We start from the raw sequence: 14,358 nt of genomic DNA, 5'->3' as shown, positions 1-14,358 counted from the left end.
ATTATTTTCGCTTCCTCGCTCCGTTCCCGGGCTCGTTGGACGATGGGGCGAGGCCCCCCGTCGGTCGCGGTACGAGGGGAGGCTGCCCGGTCCCCTCGGAGCGAGGCCATCATGAACCAGTGGCAGGGATGGCTCTACGTCGCTTCCGTCTTGATCCCCCTGGTTGCATTTGCCATCCAGATTGTGGCAAGCCGGGGATTGCGGCGGTGGAATGCCTGGGTTGCCTCAGGGGCAATTGCGGCATCGTTCCTGTTCTCAGCGATCGGGTTTGTGTCGTATTTCGCTGAGACGGGGGGGATGCTCGCGCCGCATCATCACGGCCCCTCGGAGGATGAGGGAGACGGGGGTGATGTTGACCATGCTCAGGTCGAGGCATCCGACGCGCGATTGATTCCCATCGCCCTTAGGGCGGAAGGGGAAGGCGGGTCGAATTCGGCCAAGGTCAACGGTGGAAGTCACGACCAGAAGCTCGCATGGACAGGAGAGTGGACCTGGATCGCACTGGGTGATCGACTGTCGGCAGAGGGCCGGCCGCTGACGGTCCCGATGGGGGTTTACGTCGATCAACTGACAGTGATCATGTTCATGATGGTGACGTTGATCGCACTGCTGATCCACTTCTACTCGATGGCCTACATGGCAGGTGACCCGCGGTATCCCAGGTTTTTCGCGTATCTGTCCCTGTTTTGCTTCTCGATGCTCGGGCTTGTGGCAGCCTCCAATGCGTTCATGGTGTTCATCTTCTGGGAACTGGTCGGGATTTGCTCGTACTTGCTGATTGGATTCTGGTACGAGGAGAAGACGAACAGCAACGCAGCGAACAAGGCCTTCATCACCAACCGGATCGGCGATGTAGGAATGCTTCTCGGTCTTGGCTTGCTCTGGACGCAGTTTGGCACGTTCAACATCGCGGAGATAAACGCAGGCCTCGCGAGCGTCGAATCCAGGCAGCTGGATGGGCTGGGACGGATCACGACCCGCGATCCGGGTGAGGTTGTGCCGGTTTCGGTGGGAGGAGTCGAGCGCCTGGTCCCCTACTGGGTTCTGGTGCTGGCGGGCCTCGGCGTGTTCGCCGGTTGCGTGGGCAAGAGCGCTCAGTTCCCGCTCCACGTCTGGTTGCCGGATGCAATGGCGGGGCCCACCCCCGTTTCGGCCTTGATCCATGCGGCAACAATGGTGGCGGCGGGTGTCTATCTCGTCGGGCGGTTCTTCCCTTTGTTTACGACAGAGGTCCTGCTGATCATTGCCTATACCGGCGGGGTCACGCTCTTCATTGCTGCAACGATTGCCCTGGTTCAGGTCGATTACAAGAAGGTGCTGGCCTATTCAACCGTCAGCCAACTGGGGTTTATGATGCTGGCGCTTGGGGTCGGGGGATGGGCGGCCGGGTTGTTCCATCTGGTGACCCACGCGTTTTTCAAGGCGTTGCTTTTTCTTGGCGCGGGGAGCGTTCATCACGCGGTCCATACGTATGACCTGCGACCGCTGGGCGGCCTGCGTCGAAAGATGCCGATCACTGCGACGACGATGCTTCTGGCTACGCTCGCGATCTCGGGAGTCCCTCTGTTCAGCGGGTTCTACTCCAAGGATGCCATACTGGCCTCGGCAATTCACTTCGTTCGAGCGGAACCGAAACACCTGCTGCTGTTGATTCTCCCCGCGGTGGGAGCAGCAATGACCGCGTTTTACATGTTCCGGATGTGGTTTCTCATCTTCACCGGTGAGCCACGAAGCGAGTCGGAAGGAGCGGGTGCCGAGCGCGATCCTGTCGCTCATGCCCATGAGAGCGGCCCGTTGATCACCTGGCCGCTCCGCATCCTGGCGGTCCCCACGGTGGTGATCGGCTGGCCGTTGACGATCTTGCCGCTGGCGATGGTTGGTCTCCCGTTTCATCCGGTTCTCGAGAACTGGCTCGCTTACGGAGAACCATTACCGGCACAGCCGCTGGGCTCGGCAGAAGTGTGGGCCGCGTCTACGTCCTTGCTCGTACTGGTCGTTGGGGTCGGTCTGGCGTTTTTGGCGTACCATCCGAGCAAGACGATCCGGCGGATTGATCCGGCCCGGATGGCTCGTCATTTTGGTGGGCTTTACACTCTCTTCGTCAACAAGTGGTATGTTGACGAGATTTACGGGGCTCTGGTCGTCAACCCAGTTCTGAGCATCGCTCGCGGTCTGGCCCGCTTCGATCAGGTTGTAATCGACAGGATCGTCAATGGCCTTGCCTCGGCGGTGGTGGCCCTGAGCCGATGGAATCGGACGATTGATCGTGCGGTCGTCGATCGGTTCGTGATGCTGGTGGCACAGGTTCTTTACTTCTTTGGCAGCGTCTTGCGTCAGGTTCAGACCGGAAAGCTCCGGGGATATCTGATGCTGCTTTCATTCACCTTCGTAGTGATATCGGTTGGAATTTTTATCTGGATCAGCCGCTAAGTTTTGGTGGCACATCCCTTTCGACCGAACCTGCTTCGAGATCGATCATGAGCGATAATCTGCTGCTGAGTCTTCTCTGGGCTGTCCCGGTCGTTGGCAGCGTGCTCGTCCTGTGCTTGCCGGGTCGAAACGATCTGGTGATCAAGACAACGGCGGTTGGCATCACAACGTTGACCTTCGTCCTTTCAATCGTGGCGTTCGGGGCCTTTCTCTCGCTCGGGGAAGCAGGCCCCGATGCTTCACTCTCCGCACGTGCAGAACGAAATACGCTGACCGCAGATGAGCAAACCGGTTTCCCGATGGCGCTCGACGCCGCTGGCGACCTCGTGTATCGAGGCCCCTGGATTCCCTACTTCAATATTCAGTATTTTCTGGGCCTTGATGGGATCAGCGTAAGCTTGGTCTTGCTCACGGCGTTGATCAGTCTGCTAGCCTGCCTGGCTTCCTGGGGAATCGAAACAGGAATCAAGGGTTATTTCTCGCTGTTCCTGCTCTTGCTGGGAAGCATGATGGGGGTGTTCCTGGCGCTTGATCTCTTTCTGTTCTTCGTATTCTTTGAATTTATGCTTTTGCCGATGTATTTCCTCATTGGTGTGTGGGGAGGAGAGAATCGAGAGTATGCAGCGATCAAATTCTTGCTCTACACGCTTTTTGGGTCGGTATTCATTTTAGTGGCGATCCTCATTCTCTACTTCTATGCTCCGGAAGGGGCAGAGGCACTGTATACCTTTGACGCGATCCGCTTGATGGGGGCCTCGGAACACTTCTCTGGGACCATCTTCGGATTCGGCGTGCAATCGGTGATCTTTGTCCTGTTCCTCATCGGGTTTCTCATCAAACTTCCGTCCGTCCCTTTCCACACCTGGCTGCCTGATGCACACGTCCAGGCGCCGACGCCGATCAGCATGATCCTCGCTGGAGTGTTGCTGAAGATCGGCGGTTATGGCTTGATCCGGATGGCCTGGCCGCTCGCACCGGTCGGAGCGTACGAACTGTCTTGGTTTGTGGCGGTGCTGGGGGTGGCCAGCATCCTTTATGGCGCGTTGGCGGCGATGGCGCAGTCAGACTTCAAGCGATTGGTAGCGTACAGCTCGGTCAGCCACATGGGATATGTCCTGCTTGGACTATCGGTGATGAATCTCTTTGCGCCGCAGTACTATGCCTACGGGGTCAATGGGGCGATGTTCATGATGATCGCCCACGGCATTACATCGGCGGGGATGTTCTTCCTCGTGGGAGTCGTTTACGAGCGCTTGCATACGAGAGAACTTGACCGCATGGGGGGGCTCATGAATGTGATGCCTGTCTATGGCGGAGTGACGCTCCTGATCTTCTTTGGATCGATGGGGTTGCCGGGGCTGTGCGGGTTCGTGGCCGAGGTGTTCGTGTTGCTCTCGGCATTCAATTATAGTTATGTGCTTGCACTTCTTGCCGCGGCGTCCGTGGTGCTGACGGCTGGATATATTCTCTGGACCCTTCAACGGGTTCTTCTCGGACGCAACGACGCAAACCGTGGCCTACCGGACCTGTCCCTTCGAGAGCGTTTGATCGCCATTCCACTGGTGGTCTTGACGGTCTGGCTCGGAATCTTTCCGCAAACTCTGATCGGCTGGATGAGCCCCGCCGTGGATCGGGTTGTGGCAACCGTGGTCGAAGCCAACGGCTTCGAGTCTCGCCCTGAACCCGAAGCCGTCGCCGATGATGATCGTGATGGAATGGATTCGGTAGCGAAATTGGATCGCTGAGTGGCAGCACGCAAGGCACGGCCCACACTCGGGAGGTCACCGCAATCGCGTGGCTGACGGGTTTGAGGAGGCCCATCATCCGTGCCAGTCGGTCAGGTTTCCAGGGAAAAGGGGGTGAAGTTCGTGTCGCGGTCGTAGTAATCCTCATGCTCAGCACGCTTCAGGAAGCCGACCACGGCGTATGTCATTGGGGTTGCAACCACTTCCCACATGACTTTCAAGAAGTAGTTTGCAATCATAACTGTGAGCACGTCGTCCCAGGTCCATCCGGGACGCCCAAGAAAGGCGATTGGGTAAAAGAGCATCGAGTCGGCCGCTTCTCCCGTAAGGGTTGAGCCGATGGTGCGGGTCCAGAGAAAACGCCCCTCGGTCCAGAGTTTCATCTTGGCCAGCGTATACGAATTGATAAATTCTCCTGCGAAGAAACCGGCCATGGAAGCAAGGATGATGCGCCAGGTGCCGCCGAAGACGGTTTCCCAGATCTCTTGGTTTGGCCAGTTCGAGGCCGCTGGGAGTGTGATCACAACCTGACTGACCAATGCTGCAAAGGCCAGGGCCCCAAATCCGGCCCAGACGACCTTGCGAGAGCGTTTGTAGCCGTAGACCTCGGTCAGGATGTCGTTGAACAGATAGCTGATCGGAAAGAACAGAACACCTGCGCCGAAGACGAATCCACCGATCTCGACCCGCTTCGGGGCAGAAATCAGGTTCGTGCAGAGCAAGACCGTCACGAAGGCGGCCATGATCAGGTCGTAATAGCGGTACACTCGACCGTAGCCCTTGGGCATGAGTCGAGCGGTCGTGTAAGGGGACGCATTCGGGCCCGACATCGGCTCGTGCCGGGCGGGCGCGGGATCATTCACTGACTCCATGAATGGGGTCCGTCCGAGTGGGGGCAGTCAGTCCGGGAGCCCCGCCGTGGGATTCCCGATCGATCGCAAGGTGACGGGCTTGGGCCGGTCAATAGGGCGGAAGAAGCGAGGCAGAGGAGGTTGCGGATCATTCTGTACGGGACGACTGGCTCGATTGCCTCGGCCGCCGACCGGGACGAGGGGTACTGAGGCCAAGGCCAAGGGCGACCATTGCCAGGCCGAGGGCGACCCCAAAATACAGGAGTGGCTCAGCGGGCTGTCCGAACAGCGAACGATTTCGCCCAAAATTGCCTAGCAACAGCCCAATGCAGACGATTTCCAGGACCGGACCGATCAAGCGAAGCACGAGTCCGATCCGGGAGGTCGTCATGGCCATCAATCGGCAGTCTCCAGGTCGTCAAACGGTCCAGCGGTCCGGATCATCTTCGAGCGGAATGACCAGCGCCAAGATGATATACAGAACGACTCCCGGAATGCCAGCCGTGAAGGCTGTGACCACCGCGTAGGTGATGCGAATGATGGTGGGATCGATCCCAAGAAAGCGTCCGAACGCCGCACAAACCCCGGCGATCATCCGGTCCTGCCTGGGGCGTCGAAGCGCGCCGAAGGTCCAGCCACCTTTGCCCGGTCCGACCTCCCAGGCATAGGGAGAAGAGGGGGCGTTTCGGGGTGAGTCAAGCCAGGTGAGGCAATGCTTGCATTTTATTGCTGCGTCCTGAATTTCCTCATCGCAGTAGGGGCATCGTTTGGACATGGGACTGCAATCCTCTCCGAGCACTGAGACGCAACGAGTCGATGATGGGGTCTCCTCTCATGTTCTTCGCTGAATTCGTCAGCGGCTTGAGCGATTCTCGATCGGAATCGGAGAGATACGAAACCAGTTCACAGGGAGGACGCGTCGTTCTAAAGTCTCAGGAGAGGCATCCTCGCTGGTCGTAGAGTGCGGGGTCGTTATCCTCGAACCAAGGTTTCGAACTGAGCAACTCCAGTGATTCACGCTGTCGAGCGTCGCCGATTCTCGCGAGCCTCCACCCTGGAGCACCACCTGATGAGTCTCGAGGTCTGGGAGCCGAGGGCTCGGTGGAGGACTCCCGGTCGGATTCTCAACATCAGCCGATCGGGAGCATTGGTTTCGGCCGGTGCCAAGCTTCCGAAACGTGAGTCGCTTTGGCTGAGACTGGATCACCCCGAACAAACCCCCTGGCTCGCCGCCAGGGTGGTTCGGATCGATCGAAATGGGGCCTTCGGGATCGAATTCCTCGATTCCGCCAGCGAGCTCTACGAAGCCGCCACGCATGGAATTCGCTTCGGGAACGTGCTGGGAAGCATCCAGGACAGTGACGACTGACTTGACTCCGAGCCTTCCGGGAGATGCCGAGCGGGCTCGGAGTCGGAGAATACTTCGCGAGTTAGGCAAGCGATTCCGGCACCACAAACGGCGCCCGATACGACCGGGTCAGCAGGGCGTTGGCGGCATCGTCGTCAAGGAATCGCTCGGTCTCGGGGTTAAAGCGGAGCCGACGGCCAAGGCGATATTGCATGCCTTCAACCGCCAGGCCATTGTCGTCCTTGAGATGCTCCACCATTCGTTCGACCGTCTCTTGCACGGCTTCGTCGGAGCCGATGGCCTGGTCGATCGAGTTGAACGATTCGGGAGCGCCAAGTTGATAGGAGACGTTTGCCAGGTGGCAGGCGGCGCTGGAGTAATGGCCTTCCAGAATGTCGGCGTTCAGGTCGTCGACCTTCCGGCTTCGGATGGCCTCGATGAAGTTGGCGAAGTGCCCTTCTCCGGGACCTCGAGAGGTATCAACCCTGGGAAGCGGCTCACCGTCTCCCTGGCCTTTCGGATAGAAACGACCACCAGCAACGACCCCCTCCTCGTAGTGCAGGACGTTGCCGACTTTTTGGCCCTTGTAGTCGTCAGTTGGGAGCCCTCGAACCTCGAAAATGAGCATCGTGCCGTCGAAGTCCATGACCGAAACCTGGGTGTTGGCGGTTTCCCCTTGATCTTCATAGCCAAATCGTCCGCCCAGGCTGACAACACTCGTCGGATGGGTGGCGTCGGGAATCATCCACCGGGCGACGTCCATCTGGTGGACCCCCTGGTTGCCGATGTCGCCGTTGCCGAAGTCCCAGAACCAGTGCCAGTTGTAATGGACGAGGTTCTCGTGGAACGGGGTTTCCTGCGCGGGTCCGAGCCAGAGTGAGAAATCGACTTCTGACGGCGGAGTCTGAACCGGCTTGAAGCCGATGCTGTTGCGAGGTTTGTAACAGAGACCTCGAGAGACGAGCAGCTTGCCGTATCGGCCGGATCGGGTGATTTCGAGGAGCTCAGCCCAGGATCGACTGGAACGGCCCTGCGTGCCGTGCTGGACGATCCGATCGTATTTTCGAGCCGCCTCGACGGCGATCCGACCTTCGTGGATATTGTGGCTGCACGGTTTCTCGACGTAGACATCCTTGCCCGCCTGACACGCCCAGATCGACATCAAGGCGTGCCAGTGATTTGGGGTCGCAATCGAGACGGCGTGGACGTCGGGGTTGTCGAGCACCTCGCGGATGTCCTGAACCGTCTTCGGAGTCGATCCGCCACGTTCAACGGCTTGCTTGACGCGCTTGTCAAACGTCCGGACATCGGGATCGACCAGGTGACTGAGTCGAACGCCGGGCAGCCCGGCGAATTCACCGACGTGCGAGCCGCCGCGACCGTTGAGTCCGGCAACGGCGACGTTGATGGTGTCGTTGGCACCAAGAATTCGGCCGGAAGCCTTGGTTCCCCCGATTGCGAACCCGGCGCCGATGGCCGCCACCGAGCCCGAAAGAAATGTCCGACGCGTCGTGCGAGCCATGATGCGGTCTCTCCCCGTGGTCGAAAGCCGGGGCGGCCTGTTCGCCCCAAGGCATACCCAGAATGCCATGTCCCCTAGCGATTGAAAGAAGATTTTCCAGATCGGATGGGCGACTCGGCCCCGGTGATGGGCTACGATGACGGTTTCTTCGGCTTCGGGATTCAGGAGAACATCGCTATGCGTCGCCTCATCACCGTGACTTCACTTTGCCTAACGTTGATGCTGTTCTCAGCCTTACCATGTCAGGCGCAGTCGATCGCAATCGAGGTCGACGCCGGTGCATATGACCGAATTCGGACGCCAGTCTCCGCTGTGATGACGCTTCCAGAAGCGTTTGCCCAGGGTGATGTGGTGATCCTGAAGTCGATCGACGGGCAGACCTTGCTGGGACAGTTGACAAATCCGTCGCTGCTGAGCACCCCGAACATTCACGCTGGAAGCGCTGAGGGCGTTGTCCGAGAGCTTCACTTTCTTCTGCCCGAACTGGCGAAGGGAGAAATCGCCCGCTTTGATGTGTCGGAATCAGGTGCCGACCTGAGCACCATTCCGTCGTTTTCCTGGGAGCGTTCGGATGAGGGTGATTTCCTCGTTCGGGGGAAGGAACCGATCCTGCGTTACGTTCGACCGACCCTGGACGAGTCGAGCCCCGAGGCCCGAGAGCTGACCTTCAAGCCCTTTCACCACCTGTTCGCGCCCGATGGTCGGCGGGTCAGCAAGGGGCCAGGCGGCCTGTTCACTCACCATCGAGGCCTTTTCTTCGGGTTCAATCGGGTGAGCTACGGTGACGGCAAGCAAGCTGATGTCTGGCATGCCCGAGGGAAGGCTTACCAGTCGCATCAGGAGACCCTTTCTGAGGAGGCCGGCCCGGTCCTGGGACGCCATCGTGTCAGCGTCGGGTGGCATGGACAGGAAGGAGAGATCTTCGCAATCGAAACTCGGGAAGTGACGGTCTTCGCAGCTGAAGAGGGATATTCCATCGACTTCGCCGCCCGGGTCGAAACCAAGGCGGGACCTGTCATGCTTGACGGTGACCCACAACATGCCGGGGTGCACTTTCGAGCCGACAATCATGTGGCCGATGTCTCGAAGGACGAGACGTATTACCTTCGTCCCGATGGTCCTGGGAAGCCTGGCGAAACGCGAAATTGGGAACCAAAAACCGGTGAGGGTCCTGTCAATCTTCCCTGGAACGCGATGAGCTTCAAGATCGATGGCGATCGCTACACGGTCGCGTACCTCGACCATCCCGAGAATCCGAAAGAGGCTCGGTACAGTGAGCGTGATTACGGGCGTTTTGGGTCGTATTTCGAATACAAGCTGACCGAGGATCGGCCGCTGGAGGTTCGCTACCGGCTCTGGTTACAAACCGGGGAGCTGACCCTCGACCGGGCCTCGGCGCTTGATGTCGACTTCGACGACCCGGTCACGGTCAGGGTCGTGGAGAAATGATCGAGCAAAGCAAGCGTGGTGAACGAGACCGGTTCACGGGGCCTGGTCGGCGACCGGCTCAATTCGAATGAGCAGTTCGCGCGGCTGGCATAGTTCGCGGATCGGCTGCATGAGATCGTCATCTTCGCCGGGAGGAGGGATGTCCGGAGGACCTCCGTCCTTGATTGATTCTCTCCAGGCCCGAGCCTGAGCGGATCGATGAAAGGCAAGTGCTTGAAGTACCTCTTGAGCAGCGAGGACCGTGGGAAAGTCGGGAAGCGTGGTCAGGTCGATCCCCTCGGCCAGCTCTGCAGCGGTCACGACGGTCATCGGTGCCGGCTGGCCGGTTCCCGACTCGGCAGCAAGGAGCCGATAGCGGCCTTCCTCCAAACCTGTCACGGTTAGGCGATATCGATTGAGCAGATCGGCGACCTGTTCGAGACGGATCGATTCCGGGTCGCAACGGGGATCAATGGGCATCGGCAAGGGGGATTTCCAGTGGAAAGCGACAATGCCCTCGCTGCGCTCAATCTGTTGAATCTGATTTGATGAGGTGTTGAGAGTGCTTGCGTCGAGGAAGACCTCTGCCACTGTTGCGGGGGCATTCCAGGCCTTGAGCAAGGTCTGGGCTATCAGCCAGTGCCCGGTCGGGTTGGGATGAATCCCGTCGGGCATGATGGAATAACTCACTCGATCGACCCGACGTGCCTCAACGTGCTCGGTCAGTGCGGAGTTCGCGTCGCCAACGAGTTGATTCTCGTCGGCCAACGATCGCAGCCAGGCGGCATAACGGGCCAGGACCTCATCATAATTCACGACCGGAAACCGATAGCCGAATTCCCTGGCGTCCGGGTCGCCCACCTGTCGGCGGTAAGGGTCGTAGGGTGGGGGGGTGAGCAGGTCGATGCGTGCCGTTGTATCGGTTCGAGTCCGATCGATGAGCAGAAGAATACCGCGTTGATACGCTTCGAATCGCTCGGGTGCGAACGGATGATAAATCCCATCATTCATCCCATAACAGGCGACGACCCTATCGGGATTCCATTTCGTCACATCGCGGTCGAATCGATCGTGAATCCAGGGGCGGGGAAATGGGTGGTCGGGTTCACTGGTTCCCGCAGCCGTTTCGCTGCTCAGGCCGTGGTTGATCACCGTAATTTGACGATCGGGAAATCGAGTGAGGAGGTAAGCCTCGACATAGACAACGTAATCTCCGGCCTGTGTGATGCTATCGCCAATGACAACGACCCGGTTTCCATCAGATGGGATGCAGGACGAGCTTTCCTGGTCAGAGATCCCAGAGCCGAACGGTAGAGGGGCCAGTAAGCCAAGAAAACCAAAGACGGCAGCGGGGGTGATCACGAGGTGACTCCACAAGAAGGATGGCCCGGCTCTCGGGCGTCGGTTCGGATTGACCGCGTTCATTATTCTCGGTAAGCCAGCAGGGATCGACCTGGCGGTCTCCGAGGATCGCTTGCTTCCAACATCTGACACGACCCTCCGAACGGAGTCGCCGGTCATGTTCGAACAGGCGCAACGACGAACTAGGCTCGCGATGTCCAACGATGTCCCGCGATTGCCGGGTCTTGAACAACATCCTGATCGAGAACAGAACGTTTCTGAACTGGGGATCGATCAGATCGAAACTCAGCTGAGCCAGGCTTTGGAAACACGACTCGTGGAACTGCGTTCTCGAGGTGTGACCGCAGAAGCCCGCAAAGTCGAACGTGATCGACTCATTCGAATGCTCCGAGGCCGTCTGATCGAGCGCCGGTTGTATGCGATCTGGCTCGAGTCCGAAGTAGAATCACGCAATCAACGTATCAACGAATTGGCTGAAATGGCCAAAGGAGCATCGGAGAACTTGCAGAGGGTCGAGGCCGAGTTGGCCTCCCTTCGGAAAGCATCGATTCAAGATGCCGTGATGAGGGGCAGACGGTGCATTGGACGAGCGGTTCGGGCATTTCAAAAGCGCCTAAGATTAACTGGGAAGTTGTCGAACAGACTGCGACAACGAATTGGATTGCCTGGCACTCCTGCTGCGGACGAGTTGACCACGGGCGACTCATCGATTGCGGTAATGACTGACCAGGAGGGATCAGCCCCCCTGTCGACGGGGGAGGGTACTCCAGGGGAAGTGGCTGGACGCCCCGCGTTGATGCGCGATCGCAATGATCTTCTCCGATGGATTCCTCCGCGGCGCGACCCGTACGACCAATGGCTTCGGAATCACACCACAAACACAGTAGAACAGCTTGCCCTGTTGCACCAACTTGAAACTCGGCCCAGATTTTCAGTCATTGTCGCACAGGATCACGCTGATCTCCGTCGCTCCCGAGAAACGGTTGCCTCGCTTCGTCACCAAATCTATCCAGATCGGGATATCCTACTGGTTGGAGGCTCCGAGGCGACCGAAAAGATCACTGGTGGTCGAACGAGCAGAATTCTGGAATCTCAACAAGGACTCGAAGCCCTCCGAGCGGCCTCGGAACAATGCTCGGGGGATTACATTGTCTTTCTCAACGATGATGCTCGTCTGGCGGAGGAGGCGCTTCTGGAGTTTGCTCGAGCCGTTGCCGCGACTCCAAAGCCTCCCGACCTGATTTATGCGGATGAAGACCGAATCGATCGGAACGGCGAGCGCTTCGATCCACGGTTCAGGCCCTGCTGGTCTCCTGAGCTGATGCTCGCGTATCACGCGATCGGTCGTACCTTCGCAGTTCGCCGATCGATGTTTGAAACGGTCGGCGGAATACGACCAGAGTTCGGACGGGCCTGGCCCTATGATCTGGTCCTTCGCATTGCGGAACAAACAGACCACATTATGAGGGTGCCTCGGGTTCTGGTTTCCGTTCCTGCCGATCGAGCGAACGACGATCCGGTTGACTCCTGCTCAACTGAGACCATTCGAGCATCTGCCCTGGCCCTCACCAAGGCGATCGAACGTCGGAGAATCGACGCTCGAGTCGCGCAACCCTTATGGGCGTCTCAATCACGATTCCCAGCCTTTGAACTGGATTTTCCCGATCGAGGCCCGAAGGTTGCAATCTTGATCCCGACTCGCGACCGGGTGGACCTGCTCCAAAGGTGTGTGCATTCCATCCTGAGTCGGACGAGCTATCGGGATTACGAGATCGTCGTCATCGATAACGGGAGTCAGGAGGACGAAACACTCGCATACTTCGCGAATATTGAACCGCGATGTCGGGTGATCCGAGTCGAGAATGACGAACATGGGTTCAGTTATGCTCGCATTCATAATCAGGCGATTCAACAGTTAAACGATTCCGTTGAATTTCTTGTGCTTCTTAATAACGACACGGAAGTCGTGCGTTCCGAATGGCTCAGTCAACTGGTCGGATATGGCCAGATGTCTGGAGTCGGCGCAGTGGGAGGACGTTTGCTCTATCCCGATGGTCGAATTCAGCATGCGGGGATCGTGACGGACCTGTTCGACGGCGGTCCCGGTCACCTCTTCAAAGGGCTACCCTGGTGGTATCTCGATTTGCAGTGTCTTGACCGCGTGGTACGAAACGTGAGCGCCGTCACGGCAGCGTGCCTTCTTGTGAGAAGAAAGGCGTATCTGGATGTTGGTGGATTCGATGAAAACCGGTTTGCTGTTGGGTTCAACGACGTTGATCTATGCTTGAGGCTTGGGGAGATGGGGCTGCGATGCGTATTTGCGCCGAGAGCAGAACTTCTTCATTTTGAAGGAGCGTCGCGAGGTTTCGCGTTGGACCTCAAGGAACAGGAGCGGTATCTGGAACGATGGGGACATCGGGCCGACCCTTATCATCATCCGGCACTGATGCGGGATGATCATCGTCCAGGAATCAGCACACGCTCTCCGGGAGCACCATTACCCATGAGAGATCATCCGATTCGCGTTCTTGTGGATCTCGAGAGACTCGACGGACGTGGTGCCTCGCGGTTTGTGAAGAACCTCATTGAAGGGTACCGAGAGCGAGGGAACATCGTTCCGGAAGTCAGCTGCCGATTCGAGGGAGCGATGGGGACACTCCTTCGGGAGTCAGGCATACCCGTTTCAACATTACCGCGTCACGACAGCGGAGACATGGCGGAACATGTCCGGATCATCGCCGACCGTTTCTTGAGTCGCGAGTACGATTTGATTCATGTGGTCGGGCTCAATTGCGTCTCAAGCCTTCGCGCGGCGAGTCTTGCAGGCATTCCCTCGATCTGGAGTATTCGTGAGGCGGTCGATTTTCGAGATGCATTCCATTCGCGAGATGAAGATGCAGCACGCGCAACGATTCTCGCCTTTTCTGAAGCCTCTCGTGTGGTGTTCCCTGCTCAACAGGTGCGCAATTGGTTCGCCCCCATCGAGTCAACTTGGAATTTTGACGTTGTGCTTGAGTCTGGACAACCTTGTTCAGGATATCCGGAGCCACAAGGCGTACGAGATCGACTGGGGCTAGCCTCCTCGACCGTGGTGTTGAGCTGTCTGCACAATGCCATTGAGGATGATATTGGCATCTTCCTCGACCAATTCGCGATTCTGGTTCACTCAGGTCGGGATGTGGTTGCTCAAGTTCTTGGCGATCCCGAACTGGGTCAATGGCTCGATCGGAATGATCTAGTTCGCACGTTGGACCATCGCGTTCGATTCGTTTCCATGAACGATGAGAGAGACGTGAGTGAAGCGCTGGCGGTAACTGATCTCCTGGTGAACGTGGCAAGACGAGACCTGAATCCAGAGATATATTCACTCAAACACGATCTTCAAAAGCCCTTGGTCCAGACTGACGTGATCGGAACTGACGAGTACGTGCGGTCTGATCCAACCATCCTGCTGTTTGATGCGACCCACCCAGAAACCTTGCGGCTTCGCATCGAGTCGGTCCTCGACTCCACGGACCTGAGACGTGGGCAGGGAGCGACGACCCGAACTCGTCGGTTCGAAGAGATGATTCTCGCTTACGAAAGGATTTCGCTGGAGGCAATCCGAAGCAGTGGCATTCAAGGGGCGTTGAGGCAGAGGAGCAGAATGGGGGTTGCCTGATCAAGGAGTCA

At 58.1% G+C, this 14,358-nt stretch carries 10 protein-coding genes; 5 read left to right on the top strand and 5 right to left on the bottom strand.

Annotated features, from left to right (window positions below):
- The first annotated feature begins 111 nt into the window (after nt 1-111).
- A complete protein-coding gene (gene nuoL / locus HG800_RS11300; RefSeq protein WP_169976717.1) occupies nt 112-2,430 on the top strand; it encodes an NADH-quinone oxidoreductase subunit L in 2,319 nt (772 codons plus the stop codon).
- A gap of 47 nt (nt 2,431-2,477) precedes the next feature.
- Entirely contained in the window at nt 2,478-4,175 is a 1,698-nt protein-coding gene (locus HG800_RS11295) for a complex I subunit 4 family protein (protein ID WP_169976716.1), read from the top strand.
- 92 nt (nt 4,176-4,267) lie between these two features.
- Here HG800_RS11295 and HG800_RS11290 read toward each other — a convergent pair whose 3' ends face one another.
- The 3 genes from HG800_RS11290 to HG800_RS26920 form a co-directional block, all read right to left on the bottom strand.
- Nucleotides 4,268-5,005, bottom strand: a complete 738-nt coding sequence (locus tag HG800_RS11290; protein WP_169976840.1) for a queuosine precursor transporter — start codon at nt 5,003-5,005, stop codon at nt 4,268-4,270.
- Nucleotides 5,006-5,174: 169 nt separating this feature from the next.
- Entirely contained in the window at nt 5,175-5,423 is a 249-nt protein-coding gene (locus HG800_RS11285) for a hypothetical protein (RefSeq protein WP_169976715.1), read from the bottom strand.
- A 21-nt stretch (nt 5,424-5,444) separates the two neighbouring features.
- Nucleotides 5,445-5,801, bottom strand: a complete 357-nt coding sequence (locus HG800_RS26920) for a PspC domain-containing protein (protein WP_182830363.1) — start codon at nt 5,799-5,801, stop codon at nt 5,445-5,447.
- Nucleotides 5,802-6,035: 234 nt separating this feature from the next.
- Between HG800_RS26920 and HG800_RS11275 the strand changes: the two genes are divergently transcribed.
- Entirely contained in the window at nt 6,036-6,395 is a 360-nt protein-coding gene (locus HG800_RS11275; protein WP_169976714.1) for a PilZ domain-containing protein, read from the top strand.
- A gap of 61 nt (nt 6,396-6,456) precedes the next feature.
- Here HG800_RS11275 and HG800_RS11270 read toward each other — a convergent pair whose 3' ends face one another.
- A complete protein-coding gene (locus HG800_RS11270) occupies nt 6,457-7,896 on the bottom strand; it encodes a Gfo/Idh/MocA family protein (RefSeq protein ID WP_169976713.1) in 1,440 nt (479 codons plus the stop codon).
- A 105-nt stretch (nt 7,897-8,001) separates the two neighbouring features.
- On the opposite strand from HG800_RS11270, the gene HG800_RS11265 reads away from it, so the two are divergent.
- The gene (locus tag HG800_RS11265) at nt 8,002-9,345 is read left to right on the top strand and encodes a DUF6807 family protein (RefSeq protein WP_169976712.1); all 1,344 of its coding nucleotides are present in this window, start codon (nt 8,002-8,004) and stop codon (nt 9,343-9,345) included.
- Nucleotides 9,346-9,378: 33 nt separating this feature from the next.
- On the opposite strand, the gene HG800_RS11260 is transcribed toward HG800_RS11265, so the two are convergent.
- A complete protein-coding gene (locus tag HG800_RS11260; protein ID WP_169976711.1) occupies nt 9,379-10,686 on the bottom strand; it encodes an SGNH/GDSL hydrolase family protein in 1,308 nt (435 codons plus the stop codon).
- A gap of 157 nt (nt 10,687-10,843) precedes the next feature.
- Between HG800_RS11260 and HG800_RS28210 the strand changes: the two genes are divergently transcribed.
- Nucleotides 10,844-14,347, top strand: coding sequence for a glycosyltransferase (locus tag HG800_RS28210; protein ID WP_315852018.1), 3,504 nt, complete (start codon nt 10,844-10,846; stop codon nt 14,345-14,347).
- The last annotated feature ends 11 nt before the right edge of the window (nt 14,348-14,358 follow it).

Origin of the sequence: Tautonia rosea, assembly GCF_012958305.1 — a bacterium.
GTDB classification, from domain to species: Bacteria; Planctomycetota; Planctomycetia; order Isosphaerales; family Isosphaeraceae; genus Tautonia; species Tautonia rosea.
This window is presented reverse-complemented; position numbering and strand designations above follow the sequence as displayed.